11 protein-coding genes and 2 tRNA genes are annotated in these 16,352 nt (G+C 37.7%); 6 read left to right on the top strand and 7 right to left on the bottom strand.

Annotated elements, in window-relative coordinates; genetic code table 11:
- Window positions 1-63 precede the first annotated feature (63 nt).
- Window positions 64-1,179 carry an aspartate-semialdehyde dehydrogenase gene (asd, locus tag L4C38_RS01680; protein ID WP_428796013.1) on the bottom strand — a complete coding sequence of 372 codons (1,116 nt, stop codon included), beginning with the start codon at window positions 1,177-1,179 and terminating at the stop codon, window positions 64-66.
- A 525-nt stretch (window positions 1,180-1,704) separates the two neighbouring features.
- Between asd and nhaC the strand changes: the two genes are divergently transcribed.
- Window positions 1,705-3,141, top strand: coding sequence for a Na+/H+ antiporter NhaC (nhaC, locus tag L4C38_RS01675; RefSeq protein WP_428795782.1), 1,437 nt, complete (start codon window positions 1,705-1,707; stop codon window positions 3,139-3,141).
- Window positions 3,142-3,202: 61 nt separating this feature from the next.
- On the opposite strand, the gene L4C38_RS01670 is transcribed toward nhaC, so the two are convergent.
- A complete protein-coding gene (locus L4C38_RS01670; protein WP_428795781.1) occupies window positions 3,203-4,441 on the bottom strand; it encodes an Hpt domain-containing protein in 1,239 nt (412 codons plus the stop codon).
- Window positions 4,442-4,588: 147 nt separating this feature from the next.
- Complete coding sequence (yejK, locus tag L4C38_RS01665; protein WP_428795780.1) at window positions 4,589-5,590, bottom strand: nucleoid-associated protein YejK; 1,002 nt, start codon at window positions 5,588-5,590, stop codon at window positions 4,589-4,591.
- Window positions 5,591-5,676: 86 nt separating this feature from the next.
- Between yejK and L4C38_RS01660 the strand changes: the two genes are divergently transcribed.
- The 5 genes from L4C38_RS01660 to L4C38_RS01640 all read left to right on the top strand — a co-directional run bounded on the left by L4C38_RS01660 (window position 5,677) and on the right by L4C38_RS01640 (window position 9,547).
- Complete coding sequence (locus L4C38_RS01660; RefSeq protein WP_428795779.1) at window positions 5,677-5,901, top strand: YejL family protein; 225 nt, start codon at window positions 5,677-5,679, stop codon at window positions 5,899-5,901.
- A 26-nt stretch (window positions 5,902-5,927) separates the two neighbouring features.
- Window positions 5,928-7,736 carry a DUF3413 domain-containing protein gene (locus L4C38_RS01655; protein ID WP_428795778.1) on the top strand — a complete coding sequence of 603 codons (1,809 nt, stop codon included), beginning with the start codon at window positions 5,928-5,930 and terminating at the stop codon, window positions 7,734-7,736.
- A 52-nt stretch (window positions 7,737-7,788) separates the two neighbouring features.
- Window positions 7,789-7,865 (top strand) — tRNA-Pro (locus L4C38_RS01650).
- A gap of 188 nt (window positions 7,866-8,053) precedes the next feature.
- A tRNA-Ser gene (locus tag L4C38_RS01645) sits at window positions 8,054-8,144 on the top strand.
- Between the two features lie 80 nt (window positions 8,145-8,224).
- Complete coding sequence (locus L4C38_RS01640; RefSeq protein ID WP_428795777.1) at window positions 8,225-9,547, top strand: tyrosine-type recombinase/integrase; 1,323 nt, start codon at window positions 8,225-8,227, stop codon at window positions 9,545-9,547.
- Between the two features lie 358 nt (window positions 9,548-9,905).
- Here L4C38_RS01640 and L4C38_RS01635 read toward each other — a convergent pair whose 3' ends face one another.
- The 4 genes from L4C38_RS01635 to L4C38_RS01620 are packed head-to-tail and all read right to left on the bottom strand — an operon-like array spanning window position 9,906 to window position 15,541.
- Window positions 9,906-12,821 (bottom strand): AAA family ATPase, encoded by a 2,916-nt coding sequence (locus tag L4C38_RS01635; RefSeq protein ID WP_428795776.1) that lies wholly within the window; start codon window positions 12,819-12,821, stop codon window positions 9,906-9,908.
- Window positions 12,821-13,273 carry a hypothetical protein gene (locus L4C38_RS01630; RefSeq protein ID WP_428795775.1) on the bottom strand — a complete coding sequence of 151 codons (453 nt, stop codon included), beginning with the start codon at window positions 13,271-13,273 and terminating at the stop codon, window positions 12,821-12,823. The genes L4C38_RS01635 and L4C38_RS01630 overlap by 1 nt, the downstream gene beginning before the upstream one ends.
- A complete protein-coding gene (locus tag L4C38_RS01625; RefSeq protein WP_428795774.1) occupies window positions 13,266-14,585 on the bottom strand; it encodes a S1 family serine peptidase in 1,320 nt (439 codons plus the stop codon). Before L4C38_RS01625 ends, L4C38_RS01630 begins: the two co-directional genes overlap by 8 nt.
- Entirely contained in the window at window positions 14,585-15,541 is a 957-nt protein-coding gene (locus tag L4C38_RS01620) for an MBL fold metallo-hydrolase (protein WP_428795773.1), read from the bottom strand. Before L4C38_RS01620 ends, L4C38_RS01625 begins: the two co-directional genes overlap by 1 nt.
- Window positions 15,542-16,352 lie beyond the last annotated feature (811 nt).

The following is a 16,352-nucleotide window of genomic DNA, read 5'->3' as shown; positions in this document are numbered from 1 at the left end:
AAAGAAATAAAACGACAAAGGCTACCGCGAAGGTAGCCTTTTTAACTGAAGAATCGAAGAAAGTTACTGTTTTTCAGTTAGGATAATACGCAGTGTGCGACGTAGAGGCTCTGCTGCACCCCATAGAAGTTGGTCACCGACAGTGAATGCATTTAGGAAGTCATCCCCCATTGCCATCTTACGTAGACGACCAACTGGAACAGACAATGTGCCAGTCACTTTAGCTGGAGTTAACTCTTGCGCGGTAATATCACGTTCATTGGGGATCACTTTCACCCAATCATTGTGAGTTGCGATGATTTCTTCAATCTCATCCATTGGCACATTCTGTTTCAGCTTAATAGTTAAAGCTTGAGAGTGACAACGCATCGCACCAATACGCACACAAGTGCCATCAATTGGAACTGGTGAATCTTGGAAACCAAGGATTTTGTTTGCTTCAACACCAGCCTTCCACTCTTCTTTGCTTTGACCATTGTCACGCTTAACGTCGATCCATGGAATCAATGACCCAGCAAGAGGCACTCCGAATTTACTTGTAGGGAATGTACTGCTTCGCATGGTATCAACCACTTTCTTGTCAATATCAAGAATTGAACTGGCAGGGTTAGCGAGTTCAGAGCTGACTGAATCATTAATTACACCCATTTGTGAAATCAGCTCACGCATATTTTGCGCGCCTGCGCCAGAAGCAGCTTGGTATGTCATGGCACTTGTCCATTCAACTAAACCTTTTTCAAATAGTCCGCCCAAACCCATTAGCATTAAGCTCACAGTACAGTTCCCACCAACAAAGGTGTTAGTACCAGCATGAATACCTTGCTGAATTTGAGCATGGTTTACCGGATCGAGCGTGATGATAGAGTCTTGTGCCATACGAAGCGTAGACGCTGCGTCGATCCAGTAACCTTTCCAACCAGCTTGACGAAGAGCTGGGTATACTTTTTCAGTATAGCTACCACCTTGGCAGGTAATAACAGCATCTAGTTGCTTTAAACTTTCAATATCAAATGCATCCTGCAAGTTACCCGCATCTTTACCCAAAAACGGCGCTGGGATACCGATTTGAGATGTGCTGTAAAAAACGGGTTCAATGAGGTCGAAATCGCCTTCTTCTACCATTCGTTGCATCAACACAGAACCTACCATGCCGCGCCAGCCGACTAAACCTACTCTCATCATCAACTCTCCATGTAATAACTAAAAACGTCTTCCCTTCATATTTCATTTTTCAAACCAAAATCTCAAGCTAAAAATCGAACTTTAATAAGTTATTTTTAAAATAATGTTGTGATAGAGCATTTTTAGAGGTCATTTTTGATAAACAAGCGTTGAAAACGAAAACCAACACTCAATCATTGTTTAAGAGAAACTTGTAGCACATTTATGTTACGCAACAATTAAATTTAACCCTGCAAAACCTGCGCAAGGTTAACATCTTTAACTGTTTATTTACCGCCTAACAGGCATTACACACAAAAAGATGACATTTACTCGAATTATTCACTCACCTAATGTATTGTCCCTCAGCAAAAAAAAAAGGAGTTAACACTCAAGTTCTTCACCAAAGCCGCTAATTGCACAAATAAATGTAACAAAGGTTTCATTTCATTTGATATATACGGCTAATCCGAAGCTTACTCTAAAGTAAGTATGGAACGATTGGTGTTGAACATTCAGTTTCAATTCGCAAAGAGGCTCGCTATGACGCAACTTACCCCTCGACTGCCAAGCTTGACACAAGTAATTGTTTCACTTGGTTTATTTCTACTGATGGCATTTTCCTTTACTGCCCAGTTAAATCTACCAATTCAGCTCGCACTTTATATCGGTTGGTTCATCATTATTACGTTGGGTCTTAGACTCGGTCACAAATACAAAGAACTTGAACAATCGGCACTCAATGGCATATCAAATGGTCTTGGTGCAGTGCTTATCCTACTCGCAGTTGGTGCTCTAGTCGGTACCTGGATTTCCGGTGGTATTGTTCCAACAATTATTTACTATGGTTTAAAAGCAATTCATCCTTCGATCTTCCTTCTCGCTACCATGGTAATCTGTTCACTGACTGCATTGGCTACAGGCACATCTTGGGGGGCTGCTGGTACAGCTGGCATCGCAATGATGGGGATTGGTCAAGGTCTTGGTGTACCTGCTCCGGTCACAGCTGGTGCTATTTTATCGGGCTGCTATTTTGGTGATAAAATGTCGCCACTCTCTGATTCCGTAATCCTTGCTTCTTCAATGTCTAACGTTGAAGTTATGGAGCACATCAAAGGCATGTTGCCGATTGCGCTAATCAGTTACGTTATCACTGGTATTTTATTTACCCTGTTTGGATTCCATTACGCGGGTAACGTCGATATGTCACAAGTGCAAAACGTTATCGCAGCGATGGACAAACAGTTTTACATCACGCCGATGTCATTCGTGCCAGTAGTAGTGGTTCTTGCTCTATTGGCAATGCGCATGCCTTCTTTCCCAGTAATTAGCTTTGGCTCTCTACTTGGAATAGTTTGGGCTGTCATGGTTCAAGACGTGGATTTCCTAACCGCGTTTAATACGGCATGGGCACCATTTGCGATTTCATCTGGTGTTGATTTTATCGATTCAATCTTAAACCGCGGTGGCATGTCATCAATGCTAGGCTCGGTAGCGGTGATTGTATTTGGTTTAGGCTTTGGTGGTCTGCTTGATAAAGTGGGCGTGCTTGAAACGGTAGCAAAATTATTTGAACGCCGTGTAAAAAGTGCAGGTTCGCTAGCAACATCAACTATTGCAACCGCCTTCATGGGTAACATTTTTGGCTCTGCTATGTATGTTTCTTTGATTCTTACACCAAAAATCTGTGCTAAAAACTATGACCGTTTGGGCTTCCAGCGTAAGAACCTATCACGTAACGCGGAATTCGGCGGCACGTTGACCTCTGGCATGGTGCCTTGGAGTGATAACGGTATTTATATGGCGAGCATACTCGGTGTTGCTACCTTATCTTACGCGCCATTTATGTGGCTAAGCTTCGTATGTATTTTAGTTACTATCGTTAGCTCTTATATGGGCTGGTTCGTTGACCGTTGCGAACCTAAAGTTGAATTGGACACTGAAAGCAGTGACAGTGAGTTAAAACAGCAAACTGTTTAACTCATCAATTCCAACAAAAAGAGCGCTTTCGCGCTCTTTTTATTTAGCTTCACAACGATATTTAGCTCTCTTCGCTGCAACTCTGTTGTTCAATAAACTGCTCAGCTTCTTTGATAGCCTTGCTTAAACACTTATCTAACTCTGACAAGAGTGTTGCCACTTGAGTGACATCTTGTACAAGAGCAATCTCTAGTTTCGAAGCGACATCTCGCAATTGATTTGCACCTAAATTCCCCCCCACTCCCTTTAAGCTATGCGCTTTGCGGAACGCTTCATCAGGGGAATCACTCAGTAATTGAGTAATCAGAGCAACGTCATTTTTATGATCTGCAATAAATACGCTAAGCAACATACATAAGGACTCGCTATCGTTATCAAGAGACTCCAACATTCCTGCAAAATCAATCTGTTTCGCTTCAATTATATTGACGATATTTTTTGGCTCTGGTTGCTCTACAGCGACAACTTTCGAAGAGTCCTCTATCGATTCACTTTCATCACGGGGAGAATCCGCTTGTTTGCTCGCTTTATAGCCCTTTAATAACGCTCGTTGATAGTAAGCCATATTGAAGACCATCAACAAACAACTGAACACCACACCCAAGCCAAGTGTGCGCTCTAAAGAACGATGAAACTGCTCTTCAACTAGCGTAATTTCATTATGTACAGAATGATTAATTAACCGCTCAACCAAGTACATTCCTTGTGCAAAACTTCCCATAACGCGAGATGTATCAGCTAAAGCCATCTGCAACTCTTGCTTATCTTGATGGCTCAGAGAAAGCGATTGAGTATAGAGTTCATCGAGATCTCTGTACGCCATTGAGCTAGAGGCTTGGGATGAGAACAACGCTTCAAAAGTATAGGCACTCAGTTGGTAATAGTAGACCGCTATTTCTGAACGTTTGCTATATTGCTGACGTTTCTCTTGTATCTCTATGATCAGGTCTTTTATTGCCAACTCAGTTGCCATAAATGCTTGGCTTTGTTCAATGAATCGATCCGTAGTAAACAATAATTGTTGAATATCGGGTTGGAACCAAGTGAATGTCGGTTGTTGCCCTAGCTCAATTCGCAAATCAGCGATATCTTCTAACTGTTTAATCTGCTGCTCAGAAAGGTGTGCTCGGTACGGAATATCAAAATAAAGTTGGCTACGAAACTCTTCAATACAACCACCCAGCAGTTCAATCTGTTGAACTCTACGATCTATCGAATAGTGGTTGAGCATCATCATCGACACACCGACAAGCCAAAGCATTACCAGCCACCACCCAAGCCTCAATTGACGCTTATCCATATGCTAATTATTCACTCCTATCTTCCTTTATAACAAGCATATACATAAAAGAGTAGATAGGGAGAATTGAATTAGTAATTTGTCGATAAGCTCTAGTTATACAAAAAAGCCCCGCATGTTTGCAGGGCTTTCAAAGTGATGATTCTATTATCGACTACGCGTTAATTGATCACGCAAATTGGGTGGTGTTCCTTTGATGGTCAAGGTATCTGTTTCTGGATCATAGAAGACACGTTCACCAAGCAACAAACTCTCGAAGTTGATCGTTAACCCACCACCAGCACCAACATATTTGGTTAGTTTTCGAACTGTACTACGATCCGCAGGGAAGCTTTCTTCCAATTCATAACCATGGTCTTGAGTGTAATTTAAAAAACTGGTGCCATCTTGCGCCGATGGCAACTCGCCAGACAATTCTTTAATATAGACTTCATCACCCGACTTTAGTTGATCATTGCAGTAATCGTAGACCTGCTTTTTATAACTATTCGCGTCTGACTTCTCTAGTTTCGAATCCGAACAAAAATCTTCAACCGCTTGCATCAACACTTGGTTTTGCTGCTTAGTATCTAAACCTACGTCGGCTTGTAGAAAATCTAAGAAGAAGTCTGCGATCTTACGACCTACACGACCTTTAATGTACGTCAGATAGCGATTTGAATCTTTATCTGTCTCGAAACTTGAAAGATCAATACGCGCGGCAATATCCATTTTACTCAAATCAAGATATTCAGTCGCACTTATATCCAAACCTTCTGTTACTTTAAGACTTTGATTTGATGGGATAATACCTACAAAAAGATAGTCTGTCGCAAGTGATTGATACTCAGCAAAAACTAAAATACCTTCATCGGCAAATGGGTATTTAGACAACTCATCTTTTAAACGGTTAGCGCTCACCTGCGAAAAATCATAGAAATCGCGATCTTTTTGACGAAGTTCTTGCAACCAGACCTGAAATTCACTGTCAGACTTAAATGAGCCGAAGCCTTTACTTCCTTTAGAGTTAAAAACTCGATGTAGCTCAGCAACTAGGTTTTCAGCTGAGCTATCATTAGCTAATGCTTCAACGCGGAAGTTAACCACCAACTCATCAGATTCGTTTTTTTGCAATTGATGTAAAATTACGTTTGAAAGGTGTAGGCTCATGTTAAATTTATCGTCGTTCTAGGATTCAGTTGCTCGGCATTGTAGGTTATCATAAGCCGCTTTACTATCTTCATTCGAGTCTTTTAATGCCGATTACATCTAAATACAGTGACGAAAAATACGAAAACATTCTGACGGAAGTAGCTGCCGTGCTACAAAAGCATGGTGCTGGTCCTGATTTGTCACTAATGATCGCTGGCAACCTTGCAACTAATGTGATTAACGAAAACGTGGCTATTGCTCAACGCAAAGCTATCGCAGAAAAATTTGCTCAAGCACTGCTGTCATCAATCGACGACAAAGCACACTAATTTAACACCGGAAAATAGAACTTTACATGGTAGATAACGGAAATACATACGCAGAGCGGGTTTCGCGTTTAGTAGGTTGGGGGCACTGGTTTGCCTTTTTCAACATTATCGCAGCCATGCTCATCGGGACTCGATATATCACTCAATCGCCGTGGCCTGAAACATTACTTGGTCAAATATATTTGGCGGTTTCATGGGTTGGTCACTTCGGCTTCTTAGTGTTCGCGGTTTACCTCTTGGTTCTATTTCCGTTAACCTTTGTTATACCGTCACGTAAGTTATTCCGCTTACTGACGGTATGTTTAACAACTATAGGTTTAACCCTATTATTGATTGATACCCAAGCGTATCAATCCATTAACCTGCACCTAAATCCTGTGGTTTGGGAAGTCCTATTCTCAGACAGCGGGGATAATGTAAGCAGCGCCAGCGCCGACTTACAGCATCTATTTGTGGTATTGCCGCTCATTTTCTTGGTCGAACTTGCGCTCTCTGAATGGGTTTGGCGCAAACAGCGTAAACTCTCGCACAAGCATGTTGGTCGCCCAATAACAGCGGTGTTCTTCCTGTGCTTCATTTCAAGTCATATGATTTATGTTTGGGCTGATGCCTATTTCTACAATCCTATTACTTCTCAGCAATCCAATTTCCCGCTGTCCTATCCTATGACAGCCAAATCCTTTATGGAGAAACATGGCCTGCTTGATCGCGAAGAGTACTTAAAACGCCAACAAGCTAACTTAGGTGAAGCTGAATTAGTTCGCTACCCATTAGAAAAAATGGCGTTTAGCCGCCGTGCAAATCCACTTAATGTTTTAGTGGTCAGCGTGAACAATTTGCGTGCAGATGCACTTAATGCCGCAAACATGCCAAATACTTTCCAATATTCATTGGATAACTTGAGTTTTAACAATCACTTTAGTTCGAGCAACGATAGTACTGGTGCCTTTGGTTTGCTTTACGGTCTACCTACTAGCTACGCAAGCAGCATTAAAGCTCAGAAATCCCTACCCGTCCTATTAGATACTTTGGGAAATAAAAACTACCAAATTGGTCTATTCAGTGGCGATAACTTTAGTGACCCGCTGTACAAGGAAATCGTCTTTAATGGCTTACCTATCACACAGATAGAGGCTGATGCGTCAACGTCAGGTGACAAGACTGCTATCAGCACTTGGGCGAACTGGGTACAAGAACAAGGCAAACAACCTTGGTTTAGCTTCATTGAGCTAACCACATTGGATGACTTTAACGACTATCACTCAAAATCTGGCAATGCTGAAAATGATCTTATTAGCAATTATCAGCAGTCAGTTCAAAGTGCCGACAACGAGCTAGCAGAACTCTACAAACAAATTCAAACGCTGGGGCTTTCCGATTCGACAGTAATTGTTATCACTTCAAATCATGGTACTGAATTCAATGAAACAGACACCAATACTTGGGGCTCGAGCACCAACTACAGTCGCTACCAACTTGAAGTACCGATGATCATTCATTGGCCTGGCAAAGTTGCTGGTCAATATAACCATCGCACCAGCCACTTAGATCTTTCTGTCACACTATTACAAGACCTATTTGGTGTATCTTCAAACCCTGCTGATTACAGCAGTGGCAGAAACCTATTTGATGAGCGCGCACGTAGATGGATTTTAGCCGGTGACTACCATGAACTTGCATTAATCACCAATAGCAATACGACGGTGATTGATAAGTTTGGTAATTACAAATTGTATGATGCTGAATACAACCGACTACGTGATGAAAACCCTGCACTACCTGTCATAATGCAAGGTTTAACGGAATTGCAGCGCTTCTACACAAAAAGCCAATAAATCATAACGTTATGTTTGACGCTAGTTGGTTAAGACGTTAAGTTATTTACATCGGACTGTAGCGCAGCTTGGTAGCGCACCGTCATGGGGTGTCGGGGGTCGGAGGTTCAAATCCTCTCAGTCCGACCATACACCTAAAAAAGAGAGCTTCTGCTCTCTTTTTTTATATTCAGATAATATTTATCCCTACAAATCAATCTAATAGATCAGAAATTGCTCCATTAAATAAATAAATCACGCAAAACGCTCACAAATAGAGCAAACAGTATAAATAGGGGTTTACAAGATTATCAGACCTCTATAGTATTCGCTTCAACGGAGAGATGGCTGAGTGGTTTAAAGCACCGGTCTTGAAAACCGGCGTGGGTTTATAGCCCACCTAGGGTTCAAATCCCTATCTCTCCGCCACATTCTAAGCCCCTGATTTATCAGGGGCTTTTCGCGTTTTTGGCACTGCATTAAGTCACCACTTAGGATTGACTGAGACAATGTACCTTTTCCGTGCCCCAAACTCGACCTACTACACTCGCATCTGTTTGCCTAAATCCTTAAGAGATAATGGCTTTCCTTTCGATCTAAAAATTTCGCTACTCACTAAGCGACGTGATGAAGCAGTAGAACGCAATTTCATCCTAGTTCCTCCACTTAAAAAACTTATAGATGAAGCCTTTATTGAGAGTGATTCAGTGTCTTTTCGCTTAAAGGTGGATGAACTCGTAAACTATGTTCGAGATGGATTTCCATTGCGTGATACTGTGCGTCTACCTATTCGGCAAGTGCGAACTGTAAGTTCGCTTTCCTCTTCTACAGCTGTGAACGTTGTTGAACCACGAGCTATAAAACCAAAGATCATCATCACACCCCAAAATGCGCTAGAAGAATTTATAGCTTCTAAGCAACATTCCAAAGTGCGTCCACTTACCATCGAGCAATTAAATCAACGTACAAATCATTTCCTTTCCCCTTTAACCATTGATTGTGTATCGAGAATAATAAGTGCTGATGCGGTGCGCTTTCGTGACCGCTTGTACAAGGAAGGGCGAAGCTACAAAACAAACAAAGACTACCTAGCGTCCTGCCGTCAATTCTTCAAATGGTGTAAGCAAATGAATTACATTCCAGAAAATCCATTTCAAGACATCACTGTTCAAGAACAAATGAAGAAGAGAACTCAAGATGAAGAACGTGAACGTTGGTCGATTAAGGACTTATTGAAGCTCTTTAACTCAACTGCATATCAGGCAAAATCTGACGAGTTTAAGTGGGTCACTACTATTATGCTTTATCACGGTCTACGACCTGCTGAAGCTTGTCAGTTACGAGTAGCTGACGTTAGGACTAAAGATGGTTATCAGTGCTTTGTAGTGTCTGAGGATGGTGAAAATCAACATGTGAAGACAGCGAGCAGTGTTCGGTATGTACCTATCCATAGCACTCTAATTGATAGTGGTTTTCTAGACTACGTGGCTAAGCGTAAATCAGCACGATGCATTCAGCTTTTTAACTATAAACCTGATGGTAAGTGGGAAGACTGGTCTAAACGCTACTGTCAGCAGTTCGGACGCTTACAAACAGAAATCGGAATGCCAGCCAAAGCTCGCCCTACCGCTTATGGCTTTAGACATACATTCATTGATGAGTTGAAACAGAAAGGGATTGAAGAATCACTAGTAGCGCAAATTGTTGGTCATACACATCAAAGCATGACATTTGGTCGTTATGGGAAGAAGTATCCAATTCAGAAATTGGCATCATCAATTGAAAAGGTGTTCTTTCCTAATTTAACTGCTCAATTTACAGTGATAGTGTAAAGTTATTGTAACTTGAATTAGATTAGAGAGCATCTAGTTAGAACCTTCTATCGCATAAAACACCATACAGTTGGTATTTCATAACTCGAAGTGCCTTAAATCCTTTAGAGCGATTGATACTCTCGACTTAGTAGACGTGCGTGTTCTCTGCTAATGGCTATCCATTTTTATAGCACTGTTAGCTGTGGATCACCGCACTATAAAGTATCTTGATTACGTAAAGAAAAAAATCATTAGCGTCATATAGTTAAATCCACGATTATATTTTTTACCAACACGCCCATAAATACTCCCTGAATAATAGTAAACTAATGAACCATCAAATAAGGAAAAGAGCCAATAATTGGCTCTTTAAAAATCACAAACTAATAAACTTCGTAGAGTAACGATCCTCAGGAAGTTTATTTCTAAACAAATTGAAAAAACTTCGGTTGTGAGTGGTTATTATTATCTGCTTCTTAAATCGTCTTGAAAATATCTTACATAAATCAATCAAAGCATAGCTATTTAAATCATCCATACTCTGCACGGGGTCGTCGATTACAATTGCATTGATAGCTGATTCAGCCGACCTTGCATGATCAGCGAGGAAAATACAAATCGACAATATATTGATCTGCGCTTCACTTAGGTAATAGATAGGTGTATTGTCATCATCCATTGAGTTAGATCTGGCTTGAATATAAATGCCTTTATTACTACCATTAAGATCTACGCGAAATGATATTTCGTCATATTTTAAATGTGGTTCAACGTACATAAACATATCGTTGAGAACTTCACTATTAATGCTATCGCTTGCCAACTCTGAGAAGTAAGACATTGCCTCATCTAGCGCAAGGATAACCTTTTTCAAATTAGACTTACCTTCGCTTAATTCTCGATTCTTGATTTCTAGTAGTTTTCTATTTTCAATAATACTCTCTTTTTTACTCACTATTTTTTGTGAAGTTAAGAGATTAGCTAAGAAGGCAGAACACTTTTGTTCAATTCGGATTATAATATCCACGAAAAAGAAATTGTTACTAGTTCTATATGATATTATTTGACTTTTTATATAATTATAATCAGCTCTAATAATTCTTTTATTTTTTTTAGATGTTTCAATAACATCCCTCATAATAATATCTTTCGAAAAGCCAGCATAGACTTTTAGGTTGGAAATTTTGTCTTTCAGTTCTGTCAATTGTTTTTCAATAATTTTAACATTATATTTTTCTTTCTCATCAAGAATAGTCAACTTGTTACGTTCAAACAAACAAACATGATATGAATTTGATTTTAAAATTAGTTCATTGATGTTCAAATCAAATTGTACTTTGATTGTATCTTTCAAACATTTAAGGTCGGCTTCATAAATCAATTGCTCTTTTGATTTTTCAGATAAGAGAAAAGCAATTCGTCCTGACCATTTCTCATACTTATCTTTTTTTCTAGAAAGTAAAGATAATCGACTTTCAACATTTTTTTTGATAGATGATATTTCTTTCAACAAACCAATTATATTAACTTCCGTATAATTAATACTTAGATCAGACAAACAAGCGTATAGACTCAATGCTTGTTGTTTACGTTCTCTAAGCTGCTCTATCTCTTTATTAAACCCTTGTTTTAACTCAGAAACCATATTATCGATGGTGTCATTTAAAGTTTTAATTTCTCCGACTAATTCAAGCTTTTGGTTGTTAAGAGTTTCTATAGCCCCATCAATAAGCTGCCTTGAGTCAGTTTTTAAACTGTTTACTGACTCCATTAACTTATTGGTATCATCATAAGCTGTTCCACAAGCTGGACAACTACTCAAAGTTCTTTCATTTATGACTTCAATAACATAGGATTTAATAATACCAAGCTTTTCTTCAAATGAGATTACTTTTTCTTTTTCACTATTCAGGTTTTTGATTTTTATATTTAACTGTTCAAGATTATGTGTTTTTTTATTCAACTCTAACACATGTTTTAGTTCATGATTTTTATCAATAAATGACTTCTTTGTAATTGAGCTAAGTAAACTTGACTTGGACGTGATTTTTTCATTTATTTTACTTATAAATAGATTTTCACTTAAGAGAGTAATTTCTTCATTATCAACCTTTCCAAATAAAGCACTAATCAACCCCTCAGAAGTTGATAGTTTTCTATCTTTGTCTATTAAATCTAATACATTAATGCTTTTTATTTTTTTCTGAACTAATCCATTTACAGTTGAAATTCTTTCAATATAAACTTTACAGTTATCAATACTAAAGATAACCTCATTGAATACTCTTAATTTATTATTTATATTTTCAATATTTCTAGATGAAAGTAGTGTATTTAACTCTTCTTTTTTTGATTCTATACTAATAGACTTTTTTTCAATACGTTCAAGATCTGCATTCTTATTTATAATCTCGCTTTCTAATTCCATTACTTTTGAAGCATTTAACTGATCTCTAGAGTGCACTTTGTACTGTTCCAAATCAAAGTCAATTAGCTTTGATTTTAAGTGTTCAAACGACGTTGTAATTTCAGTAAGATAGCTAATCGAATCGCTTATACTCTTTTCAGTAATATCTTGGAAAAACATAAAGTTTTTCTTAAATAACGTATAATCTTCTGAAGAAAAAAACTCCGCGCCCTCAGTAATACTATCTTCAAGTAATGAAAGATCGTTGCTCTCATTTAATATCAAGGATTCGATATATGATATTTCAGTTCTTTTCTCTGAATTGGACTTATCTATGCTAGTTTTAATAGAGTCGAGTCTATCATATACCTCAATATCTTCTGAATTTCCTTTATTACTAATTAGCGACTGAAATAGACTACCGCTACTAGCTTCATATGAAAATTTGCTAATTGTTCCTTGACTAAGAATATTATTGTTGAAATTTTCTACATCCTTTATAGTACTTTTCAACATTCCTGGACAGTAATCATGATTTCTTCTACTTTTTGGTTTTGTTTCTCTATGTATTAACTTTCCACTTTCGAGTTCTAACTTAACAGAACCTGTATTTTTTCCACTGTATCTGTTTTTTAGAATATTCCCTTCTTTGGGGTTCCTATTTTTTGCATTATTATTAGAAATAATTGTATCTAACCTAGATACTTTACCTGTTGCTGCCCATTCTATACCTTCAATGGTGCTAGTTTTTCCAGTGCCATTAGGTGCATATACAACAACTATATCGGCTATCTTATTATCAATTTCAAAATCCAGCACTTTCTCACCAGAAAAAGCTCTGAAACTATCCAGTGTTATCTTCTTGATTTTGTTTTTATTCATCATTAAATAGCCATTAATTGAAATACATCATTGTGTTCTTTTTCTATTATTTCTTTTAAGGAACTTTTTTTTACGTCTTCTTTTTTCTCTGTTCCATAAAAGATTAGGTCTTTTATACTACGTTCTAGATCCTCAACTTTACTTCTAGCTATCTTTCTACAACAGTAAGTGTCTGACTGTATTTCTTTTTTTGTATCAATATCAATTTCTTCAGTAGAGCAGAATACCAATAGTAGATTTCTAGATATGACTTGGTCTATAAGGTTAGATTGAAAGTCAAGCGCAGTTCTAGTTGTTATGTCATTCCAATTTATCTTGATATCTTCAGGCGAATTCATATAACAAAGAATCAAATCACCCTCATCTGAGAATATTTCAATCTCGTTTTCCAAAATGAATTTTTCAGCAGAAGGCATATCATCAAACTGTAAATCTTTACAATTGATACTATTCATAATGTTTGACTACCTCCATAACTTCTCGTTGAAGATCTTGCTGATTATAACATTCACCATATAGCTCGTTCCTTATCTGCTCTACAACCATTCTCACTAGGAATTTAATGTTTATAATTGAAAACTTCATATCCGCTCTCTTTCGAGTTTCAAGGAAACTTTTTAACTTCGCCTTTTCATTGATTGGAATAGAATCATGATATAGTTCAGGCTCTCTGCCATCTGCAAAGTCAGAAATGACTTTGGAGATTCTTTTTTTCTTTACATAACTTAGGTCATTGTCATCTGTAGAGTAGATTATCATTATTATTGCATTTGAATAGTCAAGACTATTCTCTTGCTTTATTAACTTAGCTATCAGTTGGTGTGTTTCAGTAAAATCCGTTACATGTATAGTGAACAATCTTTTGCTTTCAAATTTAGTCGGATTTAAGCTGACATTCGACAATGTTTCATCCATAACCATGGAGATAATTCTTGAATGTATATATGACTTAAGAGATTCTTCATTTCTTAACAATGATACATGTTGTGTAATTTTATCTTTATCATCAGGAAGGTAAAAGTATTCACAATCTTCCAGTTTATTTAAATCTATACAATTTAGTTTATCTAAAAAGTTACCATTAATAATGTAATCAATTATTTTCTCATCTAGAATCTTACAAGATTTATCCACTATTTCTTCTATGCACTTTTTATTATACAACTCACTAACTATTTCTTTAGGTAATATAGAATATATATCCCTTGATCGCACGCCGTATATTCTTTTATATGAAAAGTTGTCGTCAAAGCTATCAGTAATAATGGCTTTTAAATATATTGCATTCTTTGAAATCTGAAATATTGGTCCACCAGAAAAGCCTTCAACATTATCTTTATCTGCATAGCTCGGAAGATTCTCATCAATCCTAAAAATAATATTATCATTATCAAACAGGATTGTTCCTTCATGTTCAATTGCTTTAAAGTCAGAGATTTTAACCAAAGATTTAGGATGCCCCAATATCCAGCAGGTAGAGCTATTATCTAATCTGGCGGAATCTTCTAGGCACAGTTCAATTTTATTTGTGCACCTTTCATTAATTTTCAGGATCGATATATCCAATCCGTCCAGCTTGCAAACGTAGCTGGAGTCAAGCTTTCTACCTGTACTATCGAAAACTTCAAAATCGTGGTTATTAATATTATGCTCTGCCGTAAGTACATAGGAATGCTCGGCAAATCCTAAGCTAATCCACACGCCGCTTCCAGTTAACTTAGATTTCACCTTAACTAACGCAGAGTGTAAACATCCAATATCAACCATTATAGTTTTACCTTTGTGCCAAACTCATATTCCGAAAAATTCAATTCGATCTCGTTATTTCGACGTTTACTATGAACCCATGAGCCTTTAGGTACGAAAACTTCCGAATGCTTTGAATTTTCCTCTATTAGAGCAATGGTATAATAATTTGGATATGAACTTCTATTTCCAGGTATTAGATACTTAACTGCGGGAAATCTATCCAACAGTTCTTTCGAAATATTGTACTTGCTCCCATGATGCGGAACCTTGAACAAGGTAACTGGTGTACATTCGATGTCAGCACTTAGTATTTGGCTAGGAACGCTGTCCCCACAGAACAACATTTTCTGTTCATCACAAGTTATCAAACAGACAATACTTGATAGATTTTGTGGCTTATCGTCTTCCTTGTACTTCTTAGTAAGTAGCACATCTTTATCGTACTCTTCGTCTTCATCATGTCCGATGTTAGTATCTCGCCAATTATCATGATTAGCTTCCAATGCCTCTTTAGTTGGAGACAGAATATCAATAATGATGTTCTCATCGATCTCAAGCGAGCAGCCTTGATGTGCTTGAACAAGTTCTATATCTTTACTTATGATCAGCCCAAGTAGAGTGTTACCTTCTTGATAGCCGCACTGAGTACTCTTTTCTTTGATTACCTTTATTTCAGCTTCACTGTGAGGCACATTAAAGACTACTTTGCCAATACTCTCACGGTTAACGCTATCACTTTCAAAAAGCGCTAAGAGACCATTAACATGATCTTTATCGACGTGCGTTAAGATGACTAAGTCAATTTTGCCACCTTCTTCAAGTATCTTCTCTATCAGCTTTAGTGCTTTCCTACCATCCCCTTTGAAGCCACCATCGATTAAAATATGTTTATGTCCTGACGCTCCAAACAGTTTTAGTAGGAAAGAGTCTGCATTTGAATCTGTGAGTGTTGTAAGTTCTATGTTTCCAGTCATAATCATTGTGTAGCTTTTAAATTATCTATCAACAATTTATCATAGTTGCATATAGCATAGTTAGTATAATGAAGAGAACTTCAGGTCTAGAGCACTAAAGCAGTAGTTCTATAGTTATCGACGTAAGAGCAAGCATACAATAAATCGCAACCCTAGCGCTGGCAGTCAAATGCAGTGTCGATTTAGTATTGCCATAATATTTAGGTGTGAAAATTACGGGTTTTCCATAACTGAAGTTATTCATTAATCGCTAATATTCGATTTTTCTAAAACAATTTTTATCCATTCTTTACTAGGCATTTAAGGCTTTCATTGAACGCTCTATCTGCGTCCTCATGGAACACTTTTCTTAGGTCACGATGCTGATAGACATACCGCCCTTTCATGTCCTACTAGTGTAACTTTCTGATAGCTTCACTTTGTTTCATCCTAAGTCATCATTAATACACCATATGGTTAGTATTACTGTCCACTTAACTAATTCAGCACTCTTTCTGTAAGGCGTTGGCTTTACGCCATTTTTCCTATTTCAAAGCAGTTTTCACTGTACACAAGTGTGATTAAGATCCCAAAACGTAAAGCTCTCAAAATTTTTTTTTTCCGTTCAGATTACTCACCAATGAGCCAAAAACTCTAAAATGAACTCGGTTGATAAATTAGGGGGAATTTCATTTATTTTTTGTTCTGTTATACATAATTCACGATTACTAGTCATGAATTATATGTTAATTTTCATAAGCTTAGGTGTTTGACGTATTTTCGTCTTCATCGTAATTTCCATTCGAAACGCAGCACTTGAGCTGCTAAATGA

Origin of the sequence: Vibrio kasasachensis (genome assembly GCF_050337565.1) — a bacterium.
GTDB lineage: Bacteria > Pseudomonadota > Gammaproteobacteria > Enterobacterales > Vibrionaceae > Vibrio > Vibrio kasasachensis.
The sequence above is the reverse complement of the archived record's forward strand: the minus strand, read 5'-3'. Positions and strand labels throughout refer to the sequence as shown.